The sequence below is a fragment of the Methanococcoides sp. AM1 genome (assembly GCF_900774055.1).
GTDB lineage: Archaea > Halobacteriota > Methanosarcinia > Methanosarcinales > Methanosarcinaceae > Methanococcoides.
This window is the reverse complement of sequence record NZ_CAAGSW010000005.1, coordinates 141,136-156,323: the sequence shown is the minus strand read 5'-3', so window position 1 is coordinate 156,323 and position 15,188 is coordinate 141,136. Positions and strand designations below refer to the sequence as shown.

Here is a 15,188-nt window from a genome sequence, read left to right as displayed (position 1 = left end):
ATGTTTATTTTAACAGTCTCTCCATGTCCTCTTCTACTGTGGTGTTAGGTGTTATGTTGAACTCCTCAACCAGTACTTTGAGTACATTCGGTGAGACAAATGCCGGAAGTTTCGGGCCAAGGGTAATATCCTGTATTCCCATCCTCAGGAGGGCAAGCAACACAAGGACTGCTTTTTGTTCGTACCATGCGATATTGTACGATATCGGTGCTTCGTTAACATCTATAAATCCAAGTCTGGCCATAAGTCCTTGTGCAATGATGACAAGTGAAAATGAATCATTACACTGTCCTGCATCCAGTACTCTTGGAATTCCATCAATGTCTCCAAGGTTAAGTTTATTGTAACGATATTTTGCACAGCCTGCGGTAAGTATGACAGTATCCTTTGGCAGTGCTTCTGCAAAATCCGTGTAGTACTGCCTGTCCTTGTGGCGACCGTCACATCCTGCCATGACAATGAACTTCTTTATCTTGCCTGCTTTGACGGCATCAACGATCTTGTCTGCATTGGATAGTACAGAGTTGTAAGCAAAGCCGCCCATGATGGTACCTTCTTCAAGTTGTACCGGAGGTTCACAGGTCTTTGCCTGCTCGATGATAGCCGAGAAATCTTTCTTACCATCTTTAGCTACGAGGTGTGTGACGCCATCAAATCCAACAGAACCGGTAGTGTATATTCTGTCAGTGTAGGTTTTCTTTGGAGGGACTATACAGTTGCTTGTCATCAGTATAGGTCCGTTGAAGCTTTCGAATTCCTGTTTCTGGTGCCACCAGGATCCACCGTAGTTTCCGACAAGGTGTTCGTATTTCTTAAATTCAGGATATGAGTTTGCAGGAAGCATCTCACCGTGAGTATAGACATCGACGCCTGTCCCTTCAGTCTGATCCAATAGTTGTTTCAGGTCATTCAGGTCATGTCCGCTGATGAGTATTCCCGGCTTGTCCCTTGTTCCAATATTAACCTCTGTAGGTTCCGGATTTCCAAATGCAGTGGTATTTGCCGTATCAAGTGCTGCCATTGCATCAAAGCCTTTTTCCCCGCATTTCAGGACAAGTGAGACGAGGTTCTTATCGGTCAGGCTGTCATCCGTAGTTGCCACAAGCCCCTCTTCTATGAATGAATTGACTTTTTTATTGGTCTGTCCAAGCATCATGGCATGATGTGCATATGCTGCAATTCCTTTGATACCAAAGATCAGCAGTTCTCTTAATGATCGGATATCTTCGTTCTCTGTTGCAAGTATGCCGGTATCCCTGTCTTTGAGGTTTTCCGGGCTTAAGGTTGCGATCTCGGGAAGATCGCTCTCATCAAGTGCATTGTTGTCCAGAAGTTTCTGCCTGATCTCATTCTGAAGCTCGAAGCCTCTGTCAATGCGTTCCTGAATTCCGCTCGCTCTGAAATCGGTATTCGTTATGGTGGAGAACAGTGCATCGAGCATAAAATCATCAGTGCTTTCTTCTGAAATTTTTGCATTTCTTGCTTTCTGGTTGTAAAATGAAATGCTCTTAAGCACATAGATGAGATCGTCCTGAAGGTCAGAGACCTCACCTTTTTTACCACACATGCCGTTCTTTGTGCAGCCTTCCCCGTTCATTGTTTCTTCACACTGGTAACAGAACATTTTATCACCTTGATCTTTAGGTATGATGTGTATTTATGCAGGTATCTATCTGTCTGAAATTGTAGTTAGCATCTCTAGTTAACACTGGTATATCCGGGATACTGCTACTTATAGAGGTAGTTTCCACTTTGATACTTCAAAATGAATACTTCTAACCCGCTCCTCTATAGGCTATGTTTTTAAACCTATTTATAATGTGAGTGGTAGCGAAGAAATTCTTTGCCAATCTGTTGTGAGTTCTGACAAAGTACCTCTCCAAAAAACGTTTTACACCCCGCTTCGCTTCTGCCCCCGCCTCAGAGCGATATCTTTCTCTTTGATCTGATGATTGAGTGTTGTGATTTTGCCTTTCCATGATTCTGCAGCGGATTCCAGTGCGCTTTTCGTGAGTGTGAACTCGTTCCCATCTGCACTATAGGTCTTTGTATCTACTTTGACGATGGGGATTGTAACAGAATTGCCTTCGATGACCGACTTTTCAGAAAGAAGAGTAGACTGAATTTGTGACATAGCATAAGCTGTCACATCGAGTTATAAAAAGGAAAGTTGAATTGTACATAATCACAAAACGTTATAATACATTAGCTGCAACTTCATAAACATCGTAATTTTGCTTGTGGTGATAGGGATGAGATATGGAATAATCGATGGCCTTATTGAATATTACAAAGTTGAAATAATACTTTCAATATTGACAATGTTCATTTATGGTCTAAAATTCATCACATGGGTCCTGCAACTTATTCCAGAAAGTCATCAAACCTCTGTATTCTTGATTCTCTGTATAATCATTCCATTAATTGTCGCAGTTTTTTGGTGGGCAGTAATTGAGATTATCGGGAACCTGCCTGCTTTCGGTAGAGGTTTCAGCAGACGATAATATCTTATTTAAGGCGGACAGGAAACGAGACAACATGTCAAATTTGATATCAATATTAAATGCTAACTCTGGGTTAATAACCGCAATCGCCACAGTAGTGCTTGTAATTATCACAGGAGTGTATGCGTGGTTAACTCATAAAACCGTTGAACAATCAAAGAAGCAACAAAAGGCGTCATATATCGAAAAGCGACTTGAGAAGTTTTACAACCCATTAAATGATGTTTTAAATTCATCCGACTTGCATTTCTTCACCCACCCCGATGCCTATATCTCTGGTGAATACGATGGCCTTTATAATGCTAGTACGAAATGGCATAGTGCTGATGATCTAGTCAAGTACCAACACCTCGCTAGTGCCCACTTAGAAAGTACCCTTAATGATTTTCTAGAAATAGTGAGAAAAGAAAATCCATGGGAAACCGCTAAAGGCGACTATTTGGAGGAATGTATTAACGATTTGAAGAAAATGGTGGCATCAGATGTTACAGAACTAAAAAAGGATTTAAAACATTTAAATAACTGAAAAAATCAAACTCCCGACCCACCGCTCATGAAAAGGAAAGTTGGAAATCAGGGGTTATGAATCATATATCTGTTAATCTAAATTGGTATACATTTCTCGCTACAGAGCGTCTTTTATCCTCTAAAAACTCAAGCTGAGTCTTCAAATGTTGAGTTTTCTTAGCAATCTGTGATAACTCTTCTCCACTGGCCCCATTCTGTTCCATTTCATCAAGCAATTCACGATATTTCTGATACTTTTCCATTAAATAATCAATATGTTCCTCCAATTCCAAACTGGCTCTTTCTGGGCCGGGGCCTTTAAGAGACTTTGGAAAATCTGATGATCGTTTCAGATTAGAAATATCTGCCTTCATGCCATCCATCATCGTCATTAATTCTGAAACCGATTCAAGAAGAATGGTTGTTACATTGTCACTTTCAGTATCCACCTTTTCACTCAAAATCCTTTGAACGGCAGAAAAGTTATGTGCAAGTGTAATGGGGTTTGCAGCATTAAATTTACCCGATTGTATTGATTCTATTTGTTTATAAAGCTCATCTTTTGCATCGTTACCGTGATCCATTCTGAGATCAAAAAAGATCGTTCTCATGCCACTGATATCAAAAGGAATTGTTTGATTTAAATTTATCATCTGTATATAGGGTTTTTGTACAGAGTGACGTAGAGCTAGCTCATAGTATACATTTGGATTACTGTCGGTTAAATCCGCAATAACAAGCGCTGAATTAATAATGTGATCAATTATCTGAGTACTTATCATTCCTGATTCGCTTATGTGATCGGCACGGATCGGAGTGTATCCATGTTTTTCAACAACTGGCTTAATAATGTGCTCGAACGTTATATCAGACCTTTTTCGAGTATCGCTATCTTCGTTGCCTATGGGACATATAACAAAACAATTTTTGTTCTCATCTTCATTTGTAATATCGGACAAAATAACCATAAAATCACCTCATTTTCTATCAAAATTCAATTATTTCCCGAACCCGTTTCAGCTTTGTTTCAGTTTCTCTTTAGTGTGTTCTTCAGTTGCCATATTCTCAACTGCTTTTTCGATTGCATCAGTGTGATTCTTCGCTGCGCCGATATTCACAAGGTATGCGAGTTATTCCAAGTCCATTAGCGATTCCAACTTATTGTTTATCTCTTCAATGTCTCTATCTAGAGAATCAACTAATTTTTTATAAATTGCTATTAATTCAGTATTTGTTGAGCTTGGAGTAGCGTGTAGTTTACGAATGAACTCCTCAAATAGAGGTTTTGTTTTATTTTCTGCCAAATACTGGTGGCTTATTATTTTATTGTACGAGGTAAGCTCCCTCTTTTCAGAATTATCAAGATGAAAATTGACATGGAACATCATTATTTTCTTATTGTTTTTTTCTTTTTCTTCTGTGAGGGTCGTATATGTTTTTAGAAAATCAAATAGTGGATAATAGAATAACTCTAGCTTCCTTTGTAACAAAGCAATTTGTTGGGAACTTGAAATAAGTTTAATATTTTTATCATTCTGTTCTGTCACTTTACTACTATATTTTACTTGTCTCCATGTGACACCCACAAGTACTGCTGTAGCAACTGCAATAATAAAACTAGAAATAGCATTTATTTTGTCAGTTTGTTGATCGAACCAATATGAAATGAAATTAACCATTATGTCTTCATCATTCAAAAATGCAGATTCTATCTCTCCATTAAACCTTATTTCTTCATCAGTCACTCGGAATAAAGATGCATGTGAGTTGGATATTTCAATTTTATCTACAGTTTCAACAAAATATTTGTGATCATCCAATCTTAATGTGCCCTCTGAATTAATTGTTGCTTTTTTTAAGGAAGTAGAGTAGATGAGATAATTAGAACTTTGATAAGCACTCAAACCTATTTGAGCTGAATGTAACTCGACATAGCTGTCATCATCTACTACAAGTTCAATGGTTTGAAAATCATATATTTTTCTTCCATTGAAAAAAACAGAACTCGTTATATGTGAAGGTATTATGATATTTTCGTTAATTGATGTTATAGTATTGTATCCGATGTTATCCGACTCACCTTTAATTATTATAGTATTATATTCATTTGGTTTTTCAAAAGTGATATTGTTAAATGTAGCTTCTAAGTGTGTACCGGGAAAGCTCCAGCTATATTTTTCTCGATAGTTCACTTGAATCTCTGCCGCCTTTGCATTATATGTGGTTCCATCCCTTTCTGTTACGATTATATTGTTGATGTTCCTAAAAACGGTTTGATTCACATTTAGCCTGAAACTACTGGCATTAAGTTCGACTACACCTTCTTCTGCTATTAATTCAAAATTACCAGTAGTTCCTTCAAAGGAACAATATTGACCTGTAGCAGCAATCGAGTAAGTAAAAAGTAAAATTAGTAAAAAAACAATTAACTTCAAGCCTATTTTCCGACTGTTCATTAGAAACCATTCCCCTATTAATTTGTACTCTGGCAGAAAACGCTGATAATTGTATCACAGAATAGGGCCAATTCAGATCTGTTATAAGACAATAACAATAAACACGGCAAATCGATTTTATGACACATTCAAACCATTAATCCAAAAGTGTTTAATGTTTTCTGCCTTCATCTCAATACAGGCAAGCTATCTAATACATTATAAAGTTTTACTTTTTTAATCTGAATCCCCAAGCTTTACCTTTCATAACGTCTTTTCAATGCCTTCATCGATCAAAGTTTCCACTTTGGTACTTCAAAACGAATGCTACTAAACCCCAATTCTGTGCAGGCCATGTGGGTACAGCCATTTACAACGTGAGTAAAAAAAGTTCGTTGCAGCAGTACAAAATCACTGCTGCAGTTATATTTTCACTTATCAGCAAGCAGATCGCTTGCACGTACAAGAGGTACCAGCTTAACATCGATCTCACCGAGGTTCTCTGTTGCACCATCTTCACGGTCAACAACGGTGATCACTTTATCAATGATGCATCCAGCTTCACGTATGGCACCTATCGCTTCTAGGACAGAACCGCCACTGGTGGTCACATCTTCCAGCAGGATGATCCTGTCACCTTCTTCAGCATCACCTACGAACCTTCCGCCGGTACCATACTCTTTGGCAGATTTACGTATCAACAGGAGTGGCATGTTTGTCTCAAGGGATACGGCTGTGGCAATTGGGACACCACCCAGTGCAACACCTCCGACGATATCGATGTCCATTGCCTTGATCAGTGAAGCTGCCTGTTTTGCAATGATCTTCAATGTGCCGGGGTCGGAACTGGCCTTTTTGATGTCGATGTAATATTTGCTCTTCTTTCCTGATGCGAGGGTAAAATCCCCGAACTTAACAGCTCCGCAGGCTTTGAGTGCATCTATAATCTCTTCTTTGTCATTTGATGATGTTGTCATTGTGATCCTTTCCTTTTTCTGGTATTACCATGGTTCTTTCTTGACACCCATGAAATATCCTATAACATTTGTCACAAGGTGAAGCAGGGGTGTGATGATCAGTATAACTAATATGATCGTGAATGTGAATTGTTCGGAGAACCAGTATGGGGATGCAAGGTAGGCAAATAACAGTGCTCCCATGACGAAATCAAGCTGGTCTACAACAGGTAGCGGAGCTCCGCGTTTTAATCCCATACGCCGCTTGAAGAAGCTCATGAACATATCTCCGAAAAGGGAGCCAAAAGCAAGCGCGAATACAACGATGGTCGAGTTCAGTCCACCTGTTCCGAATGTTGGTAGTTGTGCTCCCAATATTACAGGATAGCTTTCGATCAGTCGCATCTGTAATAGTCCTGCAAGAGTACCGCATATAAGGCCTGCAAAGAAACCACGGAAGGTCTTTCCATCTCCAAGGATGCGCCTGCCATCAGACATTGTTTTTCCTCCGTCGATAGGCCTGCCGCCTCCAAAGACAGCTGCAAAAGGATTCGGAAGATATGCAGGAAGCATTAACCATATTGCAAGAACAATTAGCTCGATCGTGTTATCAACTCATTAGATTTTGCTCTAATCTGCTTCATTGATATATAAAACCAACTCAAACCATTGCCTTTCATCCTTTCATCGATTAGTTCTCTTTAACATGCTCTTCCTCATATCCTTCCTTCCATTAATCATATATTTGATATGTACCCAGTTATCTTACAATATAATAAAAAATGGAGGAATCTCATGAGTACCATCGAAAATCTAAATGAAGCGTTTGCCGGTGAATCAATGGCAAACAGGAAGTACCTTGCTTTTGCAAAAATGGCTGATAAAGAGGGTTTCGCGAAGATCGCCAAACTATTCCGGGCTGCAGCATATGCAGAAACAGTACATGCTCACAATCACCTGAGGGTACTGGGAGAGGTAAAAAGCACTGAGGAGAACCTTCAGGAAGCAATAGCCGGTGAAACCATGGAATTCAACGAGATGTACCCTGCCTTCATCGAGGAAGCAGAAAAGGAAGGCAACAAGAAGGCTGTACGCAGCTTTGATCTTGCAAACCAGGTCGAAAAGGTCCATGCTGAGCTTTACCAGAAAGCACTGGACGACATGGATGATAATGAAGATGCAGATTACTATGTCTGTGAGGTCTGTGGTTATACCGTGGAAGGCGAAGCGCCAGAAAGGTGTCCTGTCTGTGGTGCTGTTCATTCAAAGTTCAGCAAGGTGGAGTGAACAACAGGAAATTTCTCTAAGGCGGGCCATGCCGCCTTTCAACCTTTCTTTTCCAGAAACAATTATCTCGGCAATATTCTATCATTATTGATCCTGCATTTTTAATGTCAGTACCGATACATATTTGAACAGACATAACGATTGTGAATTTCATGAAAAAAAGCAAAGACCTCGTAAACAGCAGTAACATTATGCTGGCAGCGGTTTTGACCATGCTGCTCCTTGCTGCTCTTATAACGGTGGGTATGCTGACTCCACTGATCGTCAGGCTGACCACGGGTGTTGAGATGGGCATGACTGCCGAATATTTCAACAATAGGAGTGCTCTTCCCACAGCAGCGTTGGTAATACTGCTTACGATGGGTTTGCTGTATGGTTATTTCGGTGCTAAGAAAACATTGTTCGTTGGTGGTCTTACTGTGGCGATCTCCATTGCATTTGCTTTTCTATCTCCTTTTGGAAACCTTCCTCTTGATGTGACCGTGCCTCTGGTAAGTATGGCTCTGGTCGCGACATCCTATAAGATATATATGTCTCTGCAAAGGGATTCACGTGCAATGAAACTGCGTGGTGTCAGTGCACATGTGATCCATCTGGGGATCATTCTGATCCTCATAGGGATCGTTGCCAGTAGTAATTTGAAGGTAGATGGTTCTGCTGTGGTTTCAATGGATTCTGCCGGCTAGTTCGAAGGGCAGAACTATATGATATCTGTTACTGGAATGGATTCCACTTTCGAAGGCTCTCACTATAAGGAGTATCACGGTTCTTCTTATGCAACATATGTGGATTTCGATGTCTACAAAAAGGGCACTTATTTTGATAGCGGACAGATCAAATACATAACTGATTTCAAATGGGGGCAGACGTACACAACTACCTATGTACATCGTGGTATTTTCGAAGAACTGTTCATCGCCCCTAAAGCACTTAACGAAACCAGTGGAGAGGTAAGCATATATGTGAGGACCGTGCCTTTCATCACATTTATCTGGGGTGGCCTGTTCCTGATGCTCGCCGGTATAATCGTACTTGGATTGATAGATTATTCAGCTGACGGAAAGGGTACAACTCCTGTGGCTAAGATAAAAGGAAAAAGAAACAAGGCTTCAGAAAGCCGGAAGGGGGGAAATAAATGAACTTTGGAATGATCCTCATATGGATAGCCTTTATCCTGGGCACCGTCTCAACGATATATTCCGTCATCCACCTGCGTACAAATAGTGCTCATGCCGGTTCACTTTCCAGAAACCTTGAGCTTGGTTGTGCCGCAGTCATCACACTAGCAATTCTGATGCTTACCTACTATCTGCTCACGGTATCAGCATCCTATGTTTATGTTTATATGCATTCAAGCATCGACCTTGAATTTGTCTATCGTCTTTCCGCATTGTGGGCAGGTCAGGAAGGCTCGTTCCTGCTCTGGACATGGTTCACCCTGCTGATGCTTCTGGCAATGCAGTATACAGGGCACACAAAAGAGCTGTCCGACACAAGGCTAATGAACATCACGCGTGCAATATGCCTGTGCATCGTTACAGTTTTCCTTATGTTGCTGGTATTGAAGAACCCGTTCTCCATGTATTACGGAGATGTGGGCGCATACGTCGAAATTTCCAACTGGAATCCATTTGTATCAGCATACCCGCTTGTGGACGGGCAGGGTATGAACCCGCTTCTGAGAAACCCCTGGATGGCAGTCCATCCTCCGGTACTGTTCCTTGGATATGCAGCTTTCACCCTTCCATTTGCAGCTGCTCTTGCTACTCTCCTCATCGATGATGAGAGGTGGGTAAAGATCTCGCGTGACTGGATGAGAATGGCATGGCTTTTCCTTACAGCAGGTATTGGCCTTGGCGGCTTTTGGGCATACGAGGTCCTTGGATGGGGTGCATGGTACTGGACATGGGACCCTGTGGAGACATCATCATTGATCCCATGGATAACTGCGACTGCTTACTTGCATTCTCAGACAAGGGTCAAACATGGTGAATACAGATTCCTTGCACCGATGCTTGCAGTGGCATCTTTCATACTGGTCATATTCGCAACATTCGTTACCCGCAGCGGGATGTGGGTCTCGGTCCACTCCTGGCAGGACTTCACCCTCGAAGGTATGATCATCGCGATCTTCCTGCTGGTACTGCTTGGTTCAAGTCTTGTACTGCTTGTAAGGAGATACTTCGAGGAAAATGAAGATTAATCCAATACAAAAATAATGTCAATATAAAAAATGAAGTGACAAATTTCGAAAAGATGTTCAGGTAAATCTAAAATAGATTCGCCTGTTGTTCTTCCCTTTGTTCTCTGCCTTGAAGATCTCGATGTGTGGGATCTCTCCTGTATTTTTTACATGTGTTCCACCACATGCCTGGTCATCAACATCAGGGATCCTGATAACACGTATTTCCTCTATCTCCGGGGGGAAAGCATCCTTGAGCTTGACCACAGAAGGTATTGTAAGTGCTTCTTCTCTTGGAAGGATGTCTATTTTTACATCCAGTACTCTGTCGATCACTTCGTTGACCTTTGCTTCGTATGAGCCGATCAGCTCCCTGTCGAAGTTCTCCAGATTGAAATCCACACGTGTCTTATCTTCTGCGATCTGGTTTCCTGAGATCTTCGCACCGGTCTCATTGTGTATGATGGCACTGAGGATGTGGGATGCGGTATGGTAGTTCATGAACAGGGTACGCCTGTCCCAGTCGATGATGCCCTTTACCTTATCTCCCTCTTTTAGTCCCGGTTCACTGACCTCATGGCTGATCTGCTTGTCGAACTTCCCGACGAAGACAACTTTGTATTCCTTCCCCTCATTGATCAGAACTCCGGTATCATGTGGCTGGCCACCGGATTTTGGATAGAATGCAGTTCTGTCAAGGACCACGAATTTGTCATCCTTCACACTCATGACAGTAGCTTCGAATTCTTTGATGTAACAGTCTTTCAGATAAAGTGCTTCCATGCTAAATAATTCAAAAAGGTAGTTAATAAATGTTATTTTAGAAAAGTGATCCCGGGCAGGATCACATCTTCACTCTTCCGATATCGATGTAGTCAATACCATCATCAGTAGGGATCGCATATAGCATACTTTTCCTGACACTGTTCGCAAGGCGGATAGCCCTTGACATTACAGGTAGTCTGAATTCATGGTCTGACGGAATTGAATGTACCAGATATTCCGAGTGAGGTATCTTTGAAGGGGACTCCACCTGTGCATAAACACGGAAATGACTGCCGAACTTGAATCCGGTTTTAGGCACGACTCCTTTCTCACGAAGGTCAGTGTACACACTGCTCTTCAGGAGGAATTCCGGTTCTATCTTCGAAGCGATCTCTGTGAATGACTCGCTATCCAGAGCATTATCCTGGCGGTCTGTGATATTAATGACACCGTTCTCCATCAGGTATCGTGATTCCACAAGTGAAAGCTGGAGCCTTTGATTATCAAGTGGCTTTCCATAGAAGCCATTTTCAAAGAGTGTGTTGGATGCATCTTCATCCCAGATAATGACCCTGTCCTCGAGGAACGTGGCATCGGTAGTGATGTCCGGGTAAAGTGTATCTCCCATCCCTCCTTTTATTCTAGGTCTCTTTACCTCGTAGAAAGTGATGTCACTCTCTTCATCCACGATCGCGAGTATCATCTGTTTGCGAACATTTTCTGCTGCATTCAGCGATCGGAGGAGGTCTTTGAGTGGCATTGGTACCCTCTCAGATCGGACGTAGACGAACTGTTTTGCAGCTCCTTTTCCAGGATGGCTTCCACGTGGGTAGACACGGAAATCAGTAACTCCGGGCTGGACGTAGAATCCTCTTTCCCTTATATCCTTGTAAACAATATATTTTAGCTCGAATGCTGGTTGCAGGGTTGAAGCCTTTTTGAAAAATTCGGCAAAATCAAGCACTTTGCCCTCATTCTCCACTTCGATCTTCCCGCGGTATGCAAGATATGCAGCTTCAATAAGTGTAAGTTCCAGCCCGTTGTCCTTGGGCCTGCCGTAGTAACCTGTATTGTAAAGTTCGTTTATTGCCTTTTTCTCTACAAGTACACGGTCTTTGATTATCTCTGCTCTCAAGCTTTTTCACTCCTGTATTTTGCTGCGGAATCTACAAAAGATGTAGCAAATTCCCTGTATGAAACTGCTTCCAGATGGGCATATGCTCCAAGCGTATTATTTGTGATCAATCCGTCCCATCCGTCTTTTATCCCGGTTCCCCGTGAAAGCTTTATCGCGAACTTTGCGTCGGATGGTATCTCAGTTATCTCAGAATGGTGGAACTCATGCCCGATAAAAGAATTTCCGGACTTGCCGATGATCGTATCCACATCAAGCGCTCCGATATTGTAGCTGACCACACGCTTGTGGCCCATGAGCGAGTGTCCCGGAAGTGCTCCCACCATCTCATGCGTGGACTCAGGCATCTCTGCCATGTGGTATGTGCCTTTCCCCTTTACTCCGGTGGTGATGCGCTCTGTGAGGTACATCAGGCCACCGCATTCTCCGTATATGGGGAGTCCGTTCTCGGATGCCTGTTTGATATCCTTTCTCATGCTTTCGTTAGCTTCCAGCTCGGACGCGAACAGTTCAGGATAGCCGCCTCCAAGATAGAGGGCATCTACTTTCGGCAGGTGACTGTCATGAATAGGACTGAAATACTCGATCCTGGCTCCGGCAAGCTCTAGGAGTTCAAGATTGTTGTGATAGTAAAAGTTGAATGCTTCATCAAGTGCAATACCGATAACCGGTGATTCGCCTTTCGGTTTGCGCGATGTGAATACGGAAGTTTCCGGTCTTTCCACGGCTTCAGCCTGTCTTGCAAGCTCCAGCACTTTATCGATGTCTATGCCTTCAGATACCCTCTTTTCAATGGCAGCGATACGCTCATCAAGGTCATTTATCCGGCGTCTCTCTTCAATGGCCGGAACAAGTCCCAGATGACGCATGGATATCTGCATTGCATTGTCCCTTGGGATTATTCCCAGCACAGGGAGGCCTGTGAAGTGTTCCACAGCTTCCTTTGCTTTGCTGGCATGTCTCATGCCGCCGATGTTGTTCAGTATCACACCAACGATGTTAACGTCGGGATCGAAGTTCTTGTATCCGTTGACAAGAGCAGCGGCAGAACGTGTTATACTGCGGGCATTAATTATCAGTATGACCGGGCAGTTCAGCATCTTGGCGATCTGGGCAGTGCTTCCCGTATCTCCAAGGCTTTCCAGCCCTTCAAAAAGTCCTCTCACACCTTCTATAACAGCAATATCAGCTTTCCCGTCAACTTCGCAGGCATGTGTGAATACGTCAAGCACGCCTTCCTCTTCCATGAGGTAGCCGTCAAGGTTGCGTGCCCGTCGGCCGGTGATCTCTGAATGATAACTGGGATCAATGTAGTCAAGGGCGACCTTGAATGGCTGAACGCTGTAGCCTCTTGAAGTGAGGGATGCAAGAAGTCCTGCTGTGATGGTGGTCTTGCCTGAGGATGACCTGTCGGCTGCCAGGAGAATTCTTGGCATGTCCATTTTTCTGTCTGATGTTTCTGCTGGCATGAGCTGTTCTCTTTTTACTTTGTAAGTTCTCTCAGGCGCTCATCGTCAAGGGCTTCCGGCATGACCGAACTGTCCCTCTCCATGATGGTCTTTGCGAGTTTGCGATAGACCTGTGCTACATTAGAATCAGGTGCTTTTTCCATAACAGAGAAACCATCTCTCTCACAGTCCTGCACGATCTGTTCCTTCGGGATGAATGCCATAAGCTCGCTTCCGATCTCTGCTGCGAACTTTGTGACGATCTCTTCTTCACGGCTGACACTGCGAGAGTTGCAGATGATGCCGCTAAGCGGTGTATTGATCTTTGCAAGTCCCCTGCAGATGTTGTTCGCTGCATAGAGGGGCATGTATTCGCCGGATGTCAGCACGTAGGCTTCTTTCACAAGTCCTTTGCGTATAGGTGCGACAAAGCCGCCACATACGATATCTCCGGGAACGTCATAGATGATGAGGTCCATTTCGTTAAGTGACTTTGAGATCTTCTTAAGTGTCTGGATAGCAACGATAATACCGCGTCCTGCGCATCCTATTCCTGGTTCAGGGCCACCGACCTCTACGCATTTCACGCCTTTGTAACCTTCATAGATCACATCTTCTTCTTTCACATCGACCCCGTCACGCAGAAGGTCAAGGATCGTTGGTATGCGCTTGCCTCCAAGCAATGTGATGGATGAATCGCTCTTTGGGTCACAGCCGATGATCATTACTTTGTATCCTTCATCTGCACAGGCAGCTGCAACGTTGGATGCGGTGCTGGATTTGCCGATACCGCCTTTTCCATAGATGGCTATTCTTTTATGTACGTTCATCTGTGAATGCTCCATTTAAAGTGATTCCTTTGCAACTTCCCTTAATGTGGCTCCAAACTCTGATTCTACGATATGGTTAACACCAAGTGTCTTCGGATGAAGGTCGATCTCAACAAGCACATGGTCGTGTCCCAGTTCCTTGAGAGGAAGTACCTGCCTTGGACCATTGGTGACGGAGATGATCTCCATGCCGGAGAGATGGTCCATTGGTATGGCGTGTGGAACTCCGGTAATGACCGCAAAGTCATAGTCGCTGTATTTCTCCTCTATCAGTTGATTAATTATAGCTCCTGTGATCGGATACTCGTCAAGTCCGCCGATGATCTCATGGACCTTCAGTTCCTTTTCCTTAAAGTCCTTCATGATGCATTCTGCATGGTGGCGCACCCTTGGAAGTCCAAGATCAACGTCAGTGTTGGACATATTTATTATATTGTCAGCTTTGCCAAGTTGTTCAGCGACCTCGTTCACAGCGAGTGTGATATCTGCGAACATGTATCCGGTCTCTTTCTTGGCGTTCATGATTGTAATTCCGCGCTTCCCCTCTTTGAGAAGCTCGATGATCCTTTGTGCAACTTTGTATTTCACATCACCGCGGGATGGTGCAAGGTATTCCTTACTTGCAGCACCGTGGCGCAGTTCGACATTGGTGGCTTCTTCCAGAAGGTGCTGCTGTCTTTTGAACTCCTCCCTGTCGATTATACCTGCATCAAGAGCAGATTCCAGTGCAAAGAGTACACCCTTGGTGTTGTTCCTGTATCCTGCATGAACTTCCACTTCAATGACAGGCACGTCAAGATTTGCTTCCATTACAGGTTCGCGCATTTCTTCGCCTATGATCATGCTTGCACAGGTTCCCACAACTCCGATGAGCTTGGGGTGGAACATGTCGTTTACCTTGTGGAGGATGTTGACAAGTGCATCATGTCCTCCGAAAACGAAGCCACTCTCATCAAGTGCTGTTGTTACAACATGTATTCCATCCTCTTCCAGCAATCTTGCGTGCTTGAAAGAGCATCCTGGCGGGCCGTGAAGTATTGCAACATCAACGTTCAGGTCCCTCAAAGTATACAATGCAGCCACAATAGAGCTTGGCCGTGGGTGTATGATCGAAATATTCTTGTTATCCATGACAGGTC

At 43.2% G+C, this 15,188-nt stretch carries 17 protein-coding genes; 6 read left to right on the top strand and 11 right to left on the bottom strand.

Annotated features, from left to right (window positions below):
• Positions 1-4: 4 nt before the first annotated feature.
• Positions 5-1,624 (bottom strand): hydroxylamine reductase, encoded by a 1,620-nt coding sequence (gene hcp, locus E7X57_RS10015; protein ID WP_135612829.1) that lies wholly within the window; start codon positions 1,622-1,624, stop codon positions 5-7.
• A gap of 267 nt (positions 1,625-1,891) precedes the next feature.
• Complete coding sequence (locus E7X57_RS10010) at positions 1,892-2,134, bottom strand: hypothetical protein (RefSeq protein ID WP_135612828.1); 243 nt, start codon at positions 2,132-2,134, stop codon at positions 1,892-1,894.
• Between the two features lie 118 nt (positions 2,135-2,252).
• Here E7X57_RS10010 and E7X57_RS12680 point away from each other — a divergent pair, with 118 nt between their 5' ends.
• Entirely contained in the window at positions 2,253-2,504 is a 252-nt protein-coding gene (locus E7X57_RS12680; protein ID WP_135612827.1) for a hypothetical protein, read from the top strand.
• 34 nt (positions 2,505-2,538) lie between these two features.
• On the top strand, positions 2,539-3,030 hold the full coding sequence (locus tag E7X57_RS10000) for a hypothetical protein (RefSeq protein WP_135612826.1): 492 nt from the start codon (positions 2,539-2,541) through the stop codon (positions 3,028-3,030).
• A 61-nt stretch (positions 3,031-3,091) separates the two neighbouring features.
• Here E7X57_RS10000 and E7X57_RS09995 read toward each other — a convergent pair whose 3' ends face one another.
• From E7X57_RS09995 to E7X57_RS09980, 4 genes are all read right to left on the bottom strand, one after another.
• The gene (locus tag E7X57_RS09995; protein WP_135612825.1) at positions 3,092-3,979 is read right to left on the bottom strand and encodes a hypothetical protein; all 888 of its coding nucleotides are present in this window, start codon (positions 3,977-3,979) and stop codon (positions 3,092-3,094) included.
• Positions 3,980-4,141: 162 nt separating this feature from the next.
• On the bottom strand, positions 4,142-5,467 hold the full coding sequence (locus tag E7X57_RS09990) for a hypothetical protein (protein WP_135612824.1): 1,326 nt from the start codon (positions 5,465-5,467) through the stop codon (positions 4,142-4,144).
• Positions 5,468-5,877: 410 nt separating this feature from the next.
• Entirely contained in the window at positions 5,878-6,423 is a 546-nt protein-coding gene (gene pyrE / locus E7X57_RS09985) for an orotate phosphoribosyltransferase (RefSeq protein ID WP_135612823.1), read from the bottom strand.
• A 24-nt stretch (positions 6,424-6,447) separates the two neighbouring features.
• On the bottom strand, positions 6,448-6,996 hold the full coding sequence (locus E7X57_RS09980) for a CDP-2,3-bis-(O-geranylgeranyl)-sn-glycerol synthase (RefSeq protein WP_256369421.1): 549 nt from the start codon (positions 6,994-6,996) through the stop codon (positions 6,448-6,450).
• A gap of 201 nt (positions 6,997-7,197) precedes the next feature.
• Between E7X57_RS09980 and E7X57_RS09975 the strand changes: the two genes are divergently transcribed.
• The 4 genes from E7X57_RS09975 (at position 7,198) to ccsA (ending at position 9,892) form a co-directional block, all read left to right on the top strand.
• Positions 7,198-7,689, top strand: a complete 492-nt coding sequence (locus E7X57_RS09975; RefSeq protein WP_135612821.1) for a rubrerythrin family protein — start codon at positions 7,198-7,200, stop codon at positions 7,687-7,689.
• A 152-nt stretch (positions 7,690-7,841) separates the two neighbouring features.
• The gene (locus tag E7X57_RS12805; protein WP_244603673.1) at positions 7,842-8,375 is read left to right on the top strand and encodes a hypothetical protein; all 534 of its coding nucleotides are present in this window, start codon (positions 7,842-7,844) and stop codon (positions 8,373-8,375) included.
• A gap of 18 nt (positions 8,376-8,393) precedes the next feature.
• Positions 8,394-8,828: a hypothetical protein gene (locus E7X57_RS12800; RefSeq protein ID WP_244603672.1), complete on the top strand. Its 435-nt coding sequence runs from the start codon at positions 8,394-8,396 to the stop codon at positions 8,826-8,828.
• Positions 8,825-9,892, top strand: a complete 1,068-nt coding sequence (gene ccsA / locus E7X57_RS09965; RefSeq protein ID WP_135612820.1) for a cytochrome c biogenesis protein CcsA — start codon at positions 8,825-8,827, stop codon at positions 9,890-9,892. The genes E7X57_RS12800 and ccsA overlap by 4 nt, the downstream gene beginning before the upstream one ends.
• A 57-nt stretch (positions 9,893-9,949) precedes the next feature.
• Here ccsA and alaXM read toward each other — a convergent pair whose 3' ends face one another.
• From alaXM to cfbD, 5 genes are all read right to left on the bottom strand, one after another.
• Positions 9,950-10,654, bottom strand: coding sequence for an alanyl-tRNA editing protein AlaXM (gene alaXM / locus E7X57_RS09960; RefSeq protein ID WP_135612819.1), 705 nt, complete (start codon positions 10,652-10,654; stop codon positions 9,950-9,952).
• 61 nt (positions 10,655-10,715) lie between these two features.
• Positions 10,716-11,771, bottom strand: coding sequence for a tRNA-intron lyase (gene endA, locus E7X57_RS09955; protein WP_135612818.1), 1,056 nt, complete (start codon positions 11,769-11,771; stop codon positions 10,716-10,718).
• Positions 11,768-13,240: a Ni-sirohydrochlorin a,c-diamide synthase gene (cfbB, locus tag E7X57_RS09950; RefSeq protein ID WP_135612817.1), complete on the bottom strand. Its 1,473-nt coding sequence runs from the start codon at positions 13,238-13,240 to the stop codon at positions 11,768-11,770. Before cfbB ends, endA begins: the two co-directional genes overlap by 4 nt.
• 14 nt (positions 13,241-13,254) lie before the next feature.
• Positions 13,255-14,049 carry a Ni-sirohydrochlorin a,c-diamide reductive cyclase ATP-dependent reductase subunit gene (gene cfbC / locus E7X57_RS09945; RefSeq protein WP_135612816.1) on the bottom strand — a complete coding sequence of 265 codons (795 nt, stop codon included), beginning with the start codon at positions 14,047-14,049 and terminating at the stop codon, positions 13,255-13,257.
• A 15-nt stretch (positions 14,050-14,064) separates the two neighbouring features.
• The gene (cfbD, locus tag E7X57_RS09940; protein WP_135612815.1) at positions 14,065-15,180 is read right to left on the bottom strand and encodes a Ni-sirohydrochlorin a,c-diamide reductive cyclase catalytic subunit; all 1,116 of its coding nucleotides are present in this window, start codon (positions 15,178-15,180) and stop codon (positions 14,065-14,067) included.
• Positions 15,181-15,188 lie beyond the last annotated feature (8 nt).

What these genes read in the sequence shown, in the direction of transcription:
- hcp (WP_135612829.1), bottom strand. Translation starts at nt 1,624, where the DNA reads ATGTTCTGTTACCAGTGTGAAGAAACAATGAACGGGGAAGGCTGCACA.
- E7X57_RS10010 (WP_135612828.1), bottom strand. Translation starts at nt 2,134, where the DNA reads ATGTCACAAATTCAGTCTACTCTTCTTTCTGAAAAGTCGGTCATCGAA.
- E7X57_RS12680 (WP_135612827.1), top strand. Translation starts at nt 2,253, where the DNA reads ATGAGATATGGAATAATCGATGGCCTTATTGAATATTACAAAGTTGAA.
- E7X57_RS10000 (WP_135612826.1), top strand. Translation starts at nt 2,539, where the DNA reads ATGTCAAATTTGATATCAATATTAAATGCTAACTCTGGGTTAATAACC.
- E7X57_RS09995 (WP_135612825.1), bottom strand. Translation starts at nt 3,979, where the DNA reads ATGGTTATTTTGTCCGATATTACAAATGAAGATGAGAACAAAAATTGT.
- E7X57_RS09990 (WP_135612824.1), bottom strand. Translation starts at nt 5,467, where the DNA reads ATGAACAGTCGGAAAATAGGCTTGAAGTTAATTGTTTTTTTACTAATT.
- pyrE (WP_135612823.1), bottom strand. Translation starts at nt 6,423, where the DNA reads ATGACAACATCATCAAATGACAAAGAAGAGATTATAGATGCACTCAAA.
- E7X57_RS09975 (WP_135612821.1), top strand. Translation starts at nt 7,198, where the DNA reads ATGAGTACCATCGAAAATCTAAATGAAGCGTTTGCCGGTGAATCAATG.
- E7X57_RS12805 (WP_244603673.1), top strand. Translation starts at nt 7,842, where the DNA reads ATGAAAAAAAGCAAAGACCTCGTAAACAGCAGTAACATTATGCTGGCA.
- E7X57_RS12800 (WP_244603672.1), top strand. Translation starts at nt 8,394, where the DNA reads ATGATATCTGTTACTGGAATGGATTCCACTTTCGAAGGCTCTCACTAT.
- ccsA (WP_135612820.1), top strand. Translation starts at nt 8,825, where the DNA reads ATGAACTTTGGAATGATCCTCATATGGATAGCCTTTATCCTGGGCACC.
- alaXM (WP_135612819.1), bottom strand. Translation starts at nt 10,654, where the DNA reads ATGGAAGCACTTTATCTGAAAGACTGTTACATCAAAGAATTCGAAGCT.
- cfbB (WP_135612817.1), bottom strand. Translation starts at nt 13,240, where the DNA reads ATGCCAGCAGAAACATCAGACAGAAAAATGGACATGCCAAGAATTCTC.
- cfbC (WP_135612816.1), bottom strand. Translation starts at nt 14,049, where the DNA reads ATGAACGTACATAAAAGAATAGCCATCTATGGAAAAGGCGGTATCGGC.
- cfbD (WP_135612815.1), bottom strand. Translation starts at nt 15,180, where the DNA reads ATGGATAACAAGAATATTTCGATCATACACCCACGGCCAAGCTCTATT.